Below are 10,407 nucleotides of genomic sequence, written 5' to 3'. Positions count from 1 at the left end.
CGCCTCGCCGGGCTCCGACCGCGGGCTCACCGCCGTCGCGGTCGCCTCAGGTGATCCACGAGAGGACCCGTGCCGCGCGGTGGGTGCCCTGAATCGCCGCGACCCGGGCGGCCGAGAGCGTCTCGGCGGCCCCTCGCCGCGCCGCGGTCGCGCTCCGGACCGCGCTCGTTCGGGCGTAGTAGCCGGACTTGCGCCCCGCGGCGCCCACGTAGTGCTTCGCGGCCATCCGGATCGGGGCGCGGCGACCGTCGACCGTGGTCGTCCCCTCCCGGATCGCGTCGAGGACGTCATCGGCGGTGACGTCGGCGACCGATTCGCGCCCGTCGACCGCCACGTCGGTGAACGCTCGGCCGACGTACTCCAGGTGGTGCGCGTCGCTGGCGGCCACGCCCGGGTAGTCGTACTTCGCGGCGAAGCGCCGCGCGCGGCGGTTCCGGTAGCCGGTGAACAGCCACGCGTTGAACGTCTCGACGGCGTCGACCTCGTCGATCCCGTCGCCGTCGGCGACGAGGACCTCCTCGTCTCTCGTCTCCGGGACGGGGATGTTCCGCTGTCGGACGCCGTGACGCGAGCGCTGGAAGGGGTGCGGGACGATCGCGACTCCGCCGCGCTCGTGGATCCACGCGATCGTCTCGTCGTAGGGGCGCCGGCGCGGCGGCATCCGCTCGACGCCGACCGCCAGCAGGTGGCCGTGCGCGGTCGACACCTCGACGCCCGGGATGCCGATCAGGCCGTACTCCGGGGCCAGTTCGGCCGCCCGCTTCGACTCGCCGATCACGTCGTGGTCGGTGATCACGACCGCGTCGAGACCGATCTCCGCGGCGTGCTCTAAGATGAGCTCGATCGGCTCGTGGCCGTCGTAGCTCTCGTCAGAGTGAACGTGGGGGTCGATGCTGACCGTGACGCTGGACACACCCGGAGTAGGCGACGGGAGATACTTAAATGCGCGAAGGACGTCCGACGCTCAGTTATCACGAAACCCTGCCGCGGCGCGCGCCTCCGAGCGGTCGCCCGCGGCGACCGCGAGGAGCGCGTGCGAGGGAGTCAGTCGCCGGAGCGAAGCGGAGGCGACTGACGAGGCTGGGGAGGCGTGAGGCTGCGGTCGCGGTACGGGCTTTGGAGCTGTTCGTCAGCGGTCCGAACTCAACTATTTATAAACAGGCGGCTGGCGCTCTGGAAGAGCTCTGGAAGGGCTCTGGAAGCGCTCTGGAAGAGTTCTGGAAGCGCTTTGGAAGGGCTCTGGAAGCGCTCTGGAAGCGCTCTGCGAGCCGTCCTCGATCGGTTCTCACTGAGCGCGCTCGACTCCGGAAGCGTATCCCGCGACGGACGCAAGTTATAAAACGTTCAGTCGAACAGCCCTCTGATTCTGTCGACGACCGACCCCTCCTCGTCGCTCGCCTCGGACTCCTGGCGCTGTTGCTCCCGGAGCTCGCGGAGCTTCGCGGCCTGGTCGTCGGTCCCCGAGCCGCTCGCGGTCTTCTTCTCGCCGCCCTGGAGCCCCTTCAGCTCCGAGACCGCGTCGTTGACGGTCCCGGACTTCGTCCGGGTCTCCGTGGCGGATCCGGCCAGCTTCTCGCGGTCGACGTCGACGTCGTCCACCGCGCTCGTGTCCAGCTCCAGCCGGCGGGTCTCGGTGCGCTCGACGCCGCCCCACGTCAGCTCCGCGTCCTCCAGCTCGCGCTTGATGTCGGCTCGGACCTCGGCGTCGGTGACCGCGTCGCCGTCGCCGCCCGCGCCCCCGGCGGTCCCGTCGTCGCCGACGCCGCCCGCGGCGGACCCGGCTCCGGCCGCGCCGCCTCCGGCCGCACCGCCGGCGACGCCCGTCGCGCGCTCGACGCGGTGGGCGACCAGCGCGCCGCCGGTCGCGGCGATGACGGCGACGAGCCCGAGAGTGTACACCGCGACCACCTGCGCGCTGTAGTCGGTGTCGGGAACGTTCCAGTAGTACGGGTACGCCCAGGTGAACAGCCCGACGGCGACGAGGGTGATCGCGGTGCCGACGCCGGCGAGGTACACCATCCGCCGGTCGACGGGGAGCAGTACGACGACGCCGAGGAGGAGTGCGGGCAGCCCGACCGCGGCGGCGACGGCGGCGACCTCCCGGACCGCGTACGTCGACAGCGCCTCGGACGGGAGCGTCGCGCTGTAAAAGAAGATCGCGACGCCGACCAGTCCGAGCCCGATCCCGGCGAAGAAGAGCCCGAACCCCGCGTACACGTCGATCGCTCGGTCGGGGTCGCCGACGTAGCGCCGGTAGTACTCCAGCAGGCGGTTCTCCGCGTTCGATTCGCTCATACGGGAGGGTCGCCGCCGACTCTAATGATTGTTACCCCGCGAGCCCGCGGTCGCGCCGCGGGCGGCGCGAAGCCCGACCGCGTCACCCCCGGTCGCGTCGCTCCGCCCGCGTCACCCCGTGCGCTTTTGAGGGCACGGGTCCACCCTTCAGGCGATAGCCCGTGTCACTCGACTGCCCTCGCTGCGGAACGACGCTGTCGACGTTCGCGCTCGGCGGGGCGACGGCGGTCGCCTGCGACGACTGCGGCTACGCCGGCGTCGAGGCCGACCACTCGGGCGAGCCGCGACTCGCCGAGAGCTGGGAGGAGGCGTTCGCGCGCTTTCAGGAGCAACACGACTGACCATGCCGACCATCGAGATCACCGACGACGACCGCGACCGGATCGAGGCGCTCCGCGAGGAACTGACCGCGGCCCACGCCGGGCCGTACGCCTCGGTCGACACGGGGGACACGCTCGCGTACCTCCTGGACTTGGCCGACGCCGTCGACGACCCCGAACGCGAGGCGGACCCGGCCGCGCTCGGCGGCGATCGAACGGACGACGCGGCGCGCGCGGCCCCGGGAGACGAGACGGCGTTCGACCGGGATCGCACGCGCGAGCGGCTCGAGTCGCGCCCGCGCCGGCACGGCGACCCGGACGCCGCCGAGGAGGCGGACCTGTACGAGATCGCGGCCGCGTTCGACGTGATCGGCCGCAGCGACATGACGAAGGCGGAGCTGGTCGACGCGGTCCTCGACGCGGCCGAGTCGCTGTCGGCGGACCCGTTCTCGTGGGTCGACGTCGACCTCGGCGACGACGCGTCCGAACCGGCTCCCTCCGACGAGAGCGAGACGCCGGAGCCGGCGGACGACGAGGCGGAGACCGAGAGCGAGGGCGACGCCGGCGCCAGCCAGCTTAACGCGATGATGAGCCTCCTCGACACCCACGACGACAAGTGGCGGGAGGCGGACGGCGACGCGCGGTACGAGGTCGAACTGCCCGACGGCGACGTCGAGACGGCGCGCACCAAAGACGACGTGCGCGCGGTGCTGTTCAGGAACTACTGACGCGAACCGATGGGACTGCTGTCCAGACTGCGCGCGTGGATCGGCGGGGTTCTCGGCGGCGACGAGCGCGGCGAGTCGCCGGCCGAGGAGTCCGGTGCCGACGAGAGCGGTGCGGATGAGAGCGACGCCGACGGGAGCGACGCGGGCGACGAGCCGACCGGTCTCGACCCGAGCGCCGCGACCGAGACCAGGACCGCGGCGACCGACGACGCCGTCGACGCGCTCCGGGACGTCAGGCGATCGCACGACGGCGCCCCGGCCGGCGGTGAGACGGAGGTCGACGCTGACGGGGTCGACGCTGACGAGGTCGACGCTGACGGGGTCGACGCCGACGGGGCCGGCGGCGACGACCGAGACGCGCCCTGATCGCTCCGTCGCCGTCCGCCGCACGAAACGTTAGGTGCCCCGGCCCGAACACGCCCGTATGACCGACCCCAACGAGGGCGACCGCGAGGCCGAGAGCGACGCCGACGGCGAGGGTGCGGCCGCCCGCGACCGCGCGTTCGTCGACCGGACGATCGAACTCGCCGAGGAGGCGGTGGAGCGCGGGAACACCCCGTTCGGGGCGCTCCTCGTCGTCGACGGCGAGGTCGTCGCCGAGGCGCGCAACGAGACGCGGACCGAGGACGACCTGGCCGCGCACCCGGAGCTGACGCTCGCGCGGCGCGCCGCCCGCGAGTTGGACCCCGACGAGCGGGCGCGCTGCACGATGTACGCCAGCACGGAGCCCTGTCCGATGTGCGCGACCGGGGTCCACTACGCGGGGATCGACCGGGTCGTCTTCGGCGTCTCGGGCGAGACGCTCGACGGGCTCACCGGCGGCGTCGTCACCGTCCCCTGCGAGGAGGTGATCCGCCGCGCCGGCGGCGAGACGACCGTTGAGGGGCCGATCGCGACCGAGGCCGCGATGGCGCTCCACGAGTCGTTCTACGGGGCCGGACCCGCGGGGGAGTCGTAGCGTGCGGGGTCGACACCCGCCGGCGCGATGACCGGCGACCCCGAGACCGTCGTGGTCGGCGCCGCGGCGATAGACGAGTGGTACGCCGTCAGCAACATCCCCGAGCCGGACGGCGGCGCGTTCGCGGGCGAGGTGACGAGCGCGTTCGGCGGCGTGGGCGCGAACGTCGCCGTCGCGCTCGACCGCCTCGGCCGCGACGTCGGCCTCGTCAGCCGCGTCGGCGACGACGAGTACGGCCGCCGGGCGCGCGAGTACCTCGCCGAGACCGGCGTGGACGCCTCGCGCGTGCGGGTCGGCGACGACCCGTCGACCCGGTCGCTCATCCTCAGCGCGCCCGACGGGGAGCGCGCGATCGTCACGACTGGCGAGAGCTTCCGCGAGCTCCGGCTCTCGACCGCCGACCGCGAGGCGATCGCCGCGGCCGACGTCGCCTTCCTCACCGGCTACACGCCCGACGCGGTCTCGCGGGACGTCCTCGGCCTCGTCGAGTCGGCCCGCGACCCGCCCGCGCTCGTCTTCGACCTCTCCGGCCCCGTCGAGGAGCTCGTCGGCCGCGGCACCGAGCCCGAGACGATTCACCGACTCCTCCACGCCGCCGACCTGTTCGTCGCCGGCGACGTCGCCGCCGCGGCCTACTTCGGAGACGAGGCGGCCGCGGTCGAACGGGGCGCGGCCGCGCAGCGGGCGCGAGTCGACGCGGGCGGCGCGGTTCCCGGCGGCGCCGAGGCGGACTGGCCGCGCGCCGTCCTCACGCACGGCGCCGACGGGATGACCGTGATCGCCGACGGAGCGGTCCGGCGGTTCGAGGCGTTCGACGTGGACGTGGCCGACGCGACGGGGGCCGGCGACGCGTTCGTCGCCGGGCTGATCGATCAGTGGGTCGCCGGCGGGCGCGACGGGGCCGGCGGGCGCGACGGGGCCGGCGCCGACGCCGCGGGCTCCGAGAGCGTCGCGGACGGCGTCCGGTTCGCGGCCGCGGTCGCCGCGATCAACTGCACGGAGCGGTTCGCGCAGGGCGGGCTCCCGACCCGCGAAGCGGTCGCGCGGTTCCTCGCCGAACGGGACTGACCCGGACCGAGGGCGACCTCAGCGCGCCTCGTCGGCCCGCGAGACGAGCTCGGCGACCCGGTCCGCGTCGACGGGCGCGGTGGTCTCGCCGCCCTCCTTGAGCGCCGTGCCGACGATGACGCCGTCGGCGACCGACAGCGTCCCGGCGACCGTCTCCGCGCTCACCCCGCTCCCGACGAGGACCGGCGTGTCGAGCCCGTGCGCGTCGCGCTCGGCGACGACCGCCTCCAGCGCCTCCGGGTCCGTCGCCTCGCCGGTTCCCCGTCCGGAGGCGATCACGGCGTCGGCGAGCCCGCGCTCGGCGGTGTCGGCGAACGACTCCGCGGTGTACCCCTCGGCCGACAGCGGGGCGGAGTGTTTCACGTCGGTGTCGGCGAACACCCCGACGTCGACGCCGAGCGCGTCCCGGAGCCGGAGCGTCTCGTGGGCCCGCCCCTGCACGACCCCCTGGTCCGTGACCCGCGCGCCGGTGTGGACGTTCACCCGAACGTAGTCGGCGCCGACCGCGGCCGCGACGGAGAGCGCGGCCTCGGCGTCGTTCCGGAGGACGTTGATCCCGAGCGGGAGGTCCGTCTCGTCGGCGACAGCGGTCGCGGCGCGGGTGACGGCCGCGACGACGTGTTTCGGGGCGTCGTCCGGGTAGAAGGGGGCGTCGCCGAAGTTCTCGATCATGATCCCGTCGACGCCGCCGCCGTCGAGGGCGCGGGCGTCGGCCGCGGCGCGGTCGAGCGCGTCCCGCATCGCGCGGGCGCCGTCCGCCGGCGCCTTCGGCGCGCCCGGGAGTGGCGGGAGGTGTACCATGCCGATCACCGGCGCGTCCGTGCCGAAGGTGGCCTCGAACTCCATGTCACCCCCAGCGACGCCCGCTCCCCTCATAAGCCTCCCCACACGGTTTAGTCGGTCCGGGTCGAACTCGGGACGAACGGTCATGAGCCTTGACGTCGACGCCGACCCCGTGACCCGGAGCGGCGAGCTGACGCTCGTCCTCTCGCTCGGCGCTGCGCGGCGGCTCGCTGACCCCGAGGCGGCGTTCGCCGAGGCCCGCCGGTGGAGCCGGTACGTCGGGATCGTCGCGAACGACGCCGAAGCTGTCGAGCGGTTCGTCCGCGAGCACGGCGTCGAGAACGACTACGCGCTCCGCAACTGGGACAAGTGGGGGACGCTCGGCGACGTCTACGACGAGGCCGACACGCCGCGGCACGTCTTCGTCGGGACCTCTCCGTCCGACCGCCGCGTCGCGACCCACGTCGGCTTCGAGTACCGCCCGATCGGCGAGGCGGCCGAGAAGGCCGACTGGGAGCTCTCCGACCCTCGCTCCGCCGACGACTCGGGGTTCATCGACCGAATCCGCCGCGCGGTGAGCGACCGGCTTTGATGAGCGACCGGCTTTGATGAGCGGTCGCTCCGTCGCCGACGGAACTGGATTCTAAACAACTGATCGAGGATTAAAACCAAGGTTTCCGGTCAGTCGTCGTCGCCGCCGACGATCCCCTCCGCGACGGCCATGTCGTCGACGGTCGGGTCGTCCTCGGAGCGCCGGAGCGCGAAGCGCTTCCGAGCCACGTCGGCGGCGTAGACGGCGGTACCGGCGATAAGCAGCGTGTCGCCGGGGAGCCGCGCCCAGAACAGCGACTGGACGAGCGGCCGCTCGTAGAACGCGAGGCTCCGGGCCGCCGCGTAGCTCTCGGTGAACGCGACGTCGAGCTGGTGGAACCCGACCGGGAGCACGGAGACGAACACCATCAGCGCGAGCCCGACGTTCCAGAGCCAGAACGACGCGCGGAGCCACGAGCCGTCCCAGCGCTCGGGGTCGATCGACAGCTGGAGCACGTACGCGACCATCCCGAGCGCGAGGAACCCGAACGCGCCGAACATCGCGGCGTAGGCGTGGCCGACGGTGAGGTAGGTGCCGTGCTCGTAGTAGTTGACCAGCGGGAGGTTGATGAAGAAGCCGAGCACGCCTGCGCCGACGAAGTTCCACACCCCGCTGGCGACGATGAACATGAACGGGAGCGTGTAGGGGAACCCGCCCGAGGCGGTCATCGCCCGGTACTGACCGATCGCCTCGTAGAGGATGAAGATCAGCGGGAGCAGCTCCAGCGTCGAGAAGACGCTCCCGATCGGCGCCCAGTAGTCGGGCATGCCGACCCACCAGTAGTGGTGGGAGACCCCGATGACGCCGGTGCCCATTACCAGCAGCGCCTGCAGCATGACCGACTTCTCGGCGCTGCGTCGGGTGAGGAGGTTCATCGAGACGAGCGTGAGCCCGATGATGGCGACGATGAAGAACTCGAAGGCGCCCTCGACCCACATGTGGCGGCGGCCCGAATGGTGCCGAACATGTTCGCAACGGGGCTTACGCCCCGAGACGCCTTACAGAACGGTATGACCTCGAGTCAGCAGGCGGCAGAGCCCGCCGTCGAGAGCGCGCCGGACGCCGCGGCCGGAGGGGAAACGGAAGCCGAGACGACGGTCACGGTGCGCTGTACCGGGCACGTCCGCACGGAGCTCGGCGAGTACGAGTTCGAGTACACGTTCGAGGGCGACACCCTCCGCGCGTTCCTCGACGAGCTGTTCGAGGAGTACCCCGAGCTACAGGACATGCTCATCGCCGAGACCGAGGCGGACGCGACCCACAGCGGGTGGGCGCCGGCGCCCGAGGAGCTTCCCGGCACGTGGACGAAGAACCCGGTCGGTGAGCAGACCACCGCCTACGCCCGGATCCTCGTGAACGGCCACTTCAACGAGAACGAGAACGGCTTCGACACGACGTTAGAAGCGGGCGACCGCGTCGCCCTCGTCTACCCGTTCATGTTCTGTTGTTAGTCGAATTGCGTCGGTACGGCTCCCCGGAAACCGCTTCTCTGGACGTACTCACGACCGAGTCACTCCGTTCACTGACGAGTGAGGAGGGGCCGGTATTCTGGACAGGCCTGGTAGTCTGGAGCGACAGATAGACCAAGAGGAGCCTGGCGCTCGGGTGGCGGCCGGTAGTCGCCGCCGTTCGAAGCTACTTCGCGAACGCGGCCGGTTCCTCGTTCGGGACGAGTCGGAGCCACCGGTTCTCGACGACCTCGACCGTGTATCCCTGATACTGGAACGCGAGTCGATACGGCGTCGAGGATTCGCTCGCGTGGCCGACGAACGAGTCCAACGCCTCCGGATCGACGCTATCCCACAGCGGTTCGAGGTCGCCCGGGTCTCGGTCGGTCAAGTCTGCAATACTTTCGACTACTGTATAGCTCGTAGACTGATCGGCGGCCTCGTTCAGATCGACTTTGTACACAGGGACGTCTCCGTCCCGGTTTGTTTCAATATTCATTGTGGCTGTATTACAAGACTCGGGTTACGATTCTAACACAGGCTGTCAGGGACCGAGGCATAAGTCGTTTGCACCGGATATATTTGGCCAGAATACTGACATCATCTGTCGGTGAGCGCCGCGATATGCGGGGGAAGGGATTCGAACCGCGGTCACGCCGCTCGCTACGCTCGCGTCCTTCCCTGATTCGAACCCCTTCTCGGCCCAGTGCTGTCGCTCGCGGAGTGCTCGCGACAGCATGCGGGGGAAGGGATTCGAACCAACGAAAGACGTTCCGGGCATGCGGTTCGCTGCGCTCGCCGGTCCGGGCTCCGACTTTCTGGGTTCGAACCCGTCTTTCTGATTCCTGCTGCTCGCGAATCGCTCGCAGCAGGAATGCGGGGGAAGGGATTCGAACCCTCGAACCTCTACAGGAGCGGATCTTAAGTCCGCCGCTTTTGGCCAGGCTCAGCCACCCCCGCGCGGATTTCGGTTCCGGCGGCGGGGTGAAACCCCTTTCGGATAGGCGGCGCCGTCCGGAGGCCGGTCCGTCGGTGGCGGTCCCCGTTACCAGTCGACCGAGAGCGTCCCGTCGCCGTGCGGGTTCGGCGCTATCTCCTCGTCGGTCCGCCGGTCGACGACGTGGATGACGCCCCGTTCCTTCTTGGCGGGACAGACCTCCGCCGCCCTTACGTTCTCCTCCAGTTCGTCCTCGCCGATGTAGTACGACCGCGGCTGCGCCATCCCGCTCTGGATGTCCATCACCCAGTTGTCGGCGACCTCGGCGCACTTCCCCGCTCCGAAGCACTTGTTGGCCTCGAACACGATCTTGTACGGCTTCTCCTCGACCGGCGGCCCCTCGCCGCCGATGTCGCTCGCGCGCACCGCCTCGTCGCCGTCGGCGTCCGCGTCCTCGCTCATACCTGCCCATCGGCGACCGCTGGACTTTCCTCTGTCGGTCGTTCCCCGCGAGTGCAGCCCGTTCCGGAGGCCGGGGGCGCGCCGCGGCTCGGCCCCTCGCTCACGCGTCGACGTGCTCCGCGAGCAGCCGCTCCGCGTGTTCGGCCGAGTCCGCGAGCTCCCACCGCACCTTGGCCGCGTCCCCGTACGCCAGCGCCTCCTTCAGCTCGTCGCGGAGCACGCCGGTGCCGAACCCGACCGTGTCGCCGTCGGCGTCTCCGAGTTCGTACAGCGCGTACCGAGTCGGGGCGCTTCCGACCGTCGAGCGGTCGAGGTCGCGCCAGGGCTTCGCGAGGCTCACCGGTGCGCGTCGAGCCCGTCCTCGGGGCCCTCGACGATCTCGAAGCTCCCCTCTGTCCAGCCGTCCTCGACGAAGACGAACACGCGGCCGCCGGCGATCTCGGGGTCCGCGATCACCTCGTTTCGCTGGTCGGTCCGGCCGACGATCACGCCGGGGAACACCTCTTCCCGCTCGCCCTCCTCGACCATGACGCGACCGACGCCGGAGTCCTCCAGGATCTCGTCGTCGGTGTTGTAGTCGTTGACGTAGGTCATCACGCCCTCGGTCTCGGTCGGGTCGGTGACGAGCACGTGGGTCTCCTTGCCGGGACCGGCAGTCACCGAACCCTCCACCGCGTCCGGAGCGCCGCGGTAGAGGGTCTTCCGCCCGTCGAGGTACTCGACGACGACTCCCTCCTCGCGGAGGTCGATCCCGATCGACGTCGGCGGGACGTCGCTGCGTGAAGGCGCTGACATACGCGCCGCTCGGGTCGCCCG

At 71.1% G+C, this 10,407-nt stretch carries 14 protein-coding genes, 1 tRNA gene and 1 pseudogene; 7 read left to right on the top strand and 9 right to left on the bottom strand.

Annotated elements, in window-relative coordinates:
• Positions 1 to 46 precede the first annotated feature (46 nt).
• Positions 47 to 913, bottom strand: a complete 867-nt coding sequence (locus DJ74_RS16080) for a PHP domain-containing protein (protein WP_094522006.1) — start codon at positions 911 to 913, stop codon at positions 47 to 49.
• A 431-nt stretch (positions 914 to 1,344) separates the two neighbouring features.
• A complete protein-coding gene (locus tag DJ74_RS16075) occupies positions 1,345 to 2,295 on the bottom strand; it encodes a permease (protein WP_094527907.1) in 951 nt (316 codons plus the stop codon).
• A gap of 161 nt (positions 2,296 to 2,456) precedes the next feature.
• Between DJ74_RS16075 and DJ74_RS16070 the strand changes: the two genes are divergently transcribed.
• From DJ74_RS16070 to DJ74_RS16050, 5 genes are read left to right on the top strand one after another with little or no spacing between them, the layout of a single operon-like run.
• Positions 2,457 to 2,636, top strand: a complete 180-nt coding sequence (locus tag DJ74_RS16070) for a zf-TFIIB domain-containing protein (protein WP_094522008.1) — start codon at positions 2,457 to 2,459, stop codon at positions 2,634 to 2,636.
• A gap of 2 nt (positions 2,637 to 2,638) precedes the next feature.
• Positions 2,639 to 3,343 carry a hypothetical protein gene (locus DJ74_RS16065; protein WP_094527906.1) on the top strand — a complete coding sequence of 235 codons (705 nt, stop codon included), beginning with the start codon at positions 2,639 to 2,641 and terminating at the stop codon, positions 3,341 to 3,343.
• Between the two features lie 9 nt (positions 3,344 to 3,352).
• Positions 3,353 to 3,709 carry a hypothetical protein gene (locus DJ74_RS19320; RefSeq protein WP_094527905.1) on the top strand — a complete coding sequence of 119 codons (357 nt, stop codon included), beginning with the start codon at positions 3,353 to 3,355 and terminating at the stop codon, positions 3,707 to 3,709.
• A gap of 58 nt (positions 3,710 to 3,767) precedes the next feature.
• A complete protein-coding gene (locus tag DJ74_RS16055) occupies positions 3,768 to 4,301 on the top strand; it encodes a nucleoside deaminase (RefSeq protein ID WP_094527904.1) in 534 nt (177 codons plus the stop codon).
• A 27-nt stretch (positions 4,302 to 4,328) separates the two neighbouring features.
• A complete protein-coding gene (locus DJ74_RS16050; RefSeq protein WP_094527903.1) occupies positions 4,329 to 5,369 on the top strand; it encodes a carbohydrate kinase family protein in 1,041 nt (346 codons plus the stop codon).
• A gap of 18 nt (positions 5,370 to 5,387) precedes the next feature.
• Here DJ74_RS16050 and DJ74_RS16045 read toward each other — a convergent pair whose 3' ends face one another.
• Positions 5,388 to 6,215, bottom strand: a complete 828-nt coding sequence (locus DJ74_RS16045; protein WP_094527902.1) for a BtpA/SgcQ family protein — start codon at positions 6,213 to 6,215, stop codon at positions 5,388 to 5,390.
• An 82-nt stretch (positions 6,216 to 6,297) separates the two neighbouring features.
• On the opposite strand from DJ74_RS16045, the gene DJ74_RS16040 reads away from it, so the two are divergent.
• Positions 6,298 to 6,744, top strand: coding sequence for a hypothetical protein (locus tag DJ74_RS16040; protein WP_094527901.1), 447 nt, complete (start codon positions 6,298 to 6,300; stop codon positions 6,742 to 6,744).
• Between the two features lie 89 nt (positions 6,745 to 6,833).
• On the opposite strand, the pseudogene DJ74_RS16035 reads toward DJ74_RS16040, so the two are convergent.
• Positions 6,834 to 7,685: pseudogene (locus DJ74_RS16035) on the bottom strand (cbb3-type cytochrome c oxidase subunit I); the annotation flags it as partial.
• 69 nt (positions 7,686 to 7,754) lie between these two features.
• On the opposite strand from DJ74_RS16035, the gene DJ74_RS16030 reads away from it, so the two are divergent.
• The gene (locus DJ74_RS16030) at positions 7,755 to 8,195 is read left to right on the top strand and encodes a MoaD/ThiS family protein (protein ID WP_094523432.1); all 441 of its coding nucleotides are present in this window, start codon (positions 7,755 to 7,757) and stop codon (positions 8,193 to 8,195) included.
• A 184-nt stretch (positions 8,196 to 8,379) separates the two neighbouring features.
• On the opposite strand, the gene DJ74_RS16025 is transcribed toward DJ74_RS16030, so the two are convergent.
• From DJ74_RS16025 to DJ74_RS16005, 5 genes are all read right to left on the bottom strand, one after another.
• The gene (locus DJ74_RS16025; protein ID WP_170938245.1) at positions 8,380 to 8,691 is read right to left on the bottom strand and encodes a HalOD1 output domain-containing protein; all 312 of its coding nucleotides are present in this window, start codon (positions 8,689 to 8,691) and stop codon (positions 8,380 to 8,382) included.
• A gap of 376 nt (positions 8,692 to 9,067) precedes the next feature.
• Positions 9,068 to 9,152 (bottom strand) — tRNA-Leu (locus DJ74_RS16020).
• A gap of 85 nt (positions 9,153 to 9,237) precedes the next feature.
• Positions 9,238 to 9,591, bottom strand: a complete 354-nt coding sequence (locus tag DJ74_RS16015; RefSeq protein WP_094523436.1) for a ferredoxin — start codon at positions 9,589 to 9,591, stop codon at positions 9,238 to 9,240.
• Positions 9,592 to 9,691: 100 nt separating this feature from the next.
• Positions 9,692 to 9,931: a hypothetical protein gene (locus DJ74_RS16010; RefSeq protein WP_094523439.1), complete on the bottom strand. Its 240-nt coding sequence runs from the start codon at positions 9,929 to 9,931 to the stop codon at positions 9,692 to 9,694.
• Positions 9,928 to 10,386, bottom strand: a complete 459-nt coding sequence (locus DJ74_RS16005) for a DUF5796 family protein (protein WP_094527900.1) — start codon at positions 10,384 to 10,386, stop codon at positions 9,928 to 9,930. Before DJ74_RS16005 ends, DJ74_RS16010 begins: the two co-directional genes overlap by 4 nt.
• Between the last annotated feature and the right edge of the window lie 21 nt (positions 10,387 to 10,407).

Origin of the sequence: Halorubrum sp. Ea8, from assembly GCF_002252925.1 — an archaeon.
In the GTDB taxonomy this organism is placed as follows: Archaea; Halobacteriota; Halobacteria; order Halobacteriales; family Haloferacaceae; genus Halorubrum.
Note: the sequence above shows the minus strand (reverse complement) of the source record. Positions and strands in the feature narration are given on the sequence as shown.

What these genes read in the sequence shown, in the direction of transcription:
- DJ74_RS16075 (WP_094527907.1), bottom strand. Translation starts at nt 2,295, where the DNA reads ATGAGCGAATCGAACGCGGAGAACCGCCTGCTGGAGTACTACCGGCGC.
- DJ74_RS16065 (WP_094527906.1), top strand. Translation starts at nt 2,639, where the DNA reads ATGCCGACCATCGAGATCACCGACGACGACCGCGACCGGATCGAGGCG.
- DJ74_RS19320 (WP_094527905.1), top strand. Translation starts at nt 3,353, where the DNA reads ATGGGACTGCTGTCCAGACTGCGCGCGTGGATCGGCGGGGTTCTCGGC.
- DJ74_RS16055 (WP_094527904.1), top strand. Translation starts at nt 3,768, where the DNA reads ATGACCGACCCCAACGAGGGCGACCGCGAGGCCGAGAGCGACGCCGAC.
- DJ74_RS16050 (WP_094527903.1), top strand. Translation starts at nt 4,329, where the DNA reads ATGACCGGCGACCCCGAGACCGTCGTGGTCGGCGCCGCGGCGATAGAC.
- DJ74_RS16045 (WP_094527902.1), bottom strand. Translation starts at nt 6,215, where the DNA reads ATGGAGTTCGAGGCCACCTTCGGCACGGACGCGCCGGTGATCGGCATG.
- DJ74_RS16040 (WP_094527901.1), top strand. Translation starts at nt 6,298, where the DNA reads ATGAGCCTTGACGTCGACGCCGACCCCGTGACCCGGAGCGGCGAGCTG.
- DJ74_RS16030 (WP_094523432.1), top strand. Translation starts at nt 7,755, where the DNA reads ATGACCTCGAGTCAGCAGGCGGCAGAGCCCGCCGTCGAGAGCGCGCCG.
- DJ74_RS16025 (WP_170938245.1), bottom strand. Translation starts at nt 8,691, where the DNA reads ATGAATATTGAAACAAACCGGGACGGAGACGTCCCTGTGTACAAAGTC.
- DJ74_RS16015 (WP_094523436.1), bottom strand. Translation starts at nt 9,591, where the DNA reads ATGAGCGAGGACGCGGACGCCGACGGCGACGAGGCGGTGCGCGCGAGC.
- DJ74_RS16005 (WP_094527900.1), bottom strand. Translation starts at nt 10,386, where the DNA reads ATGTCAGCGCCTTCACGCAGCGACGTCCCGCCGACGTCGATCGGGATC.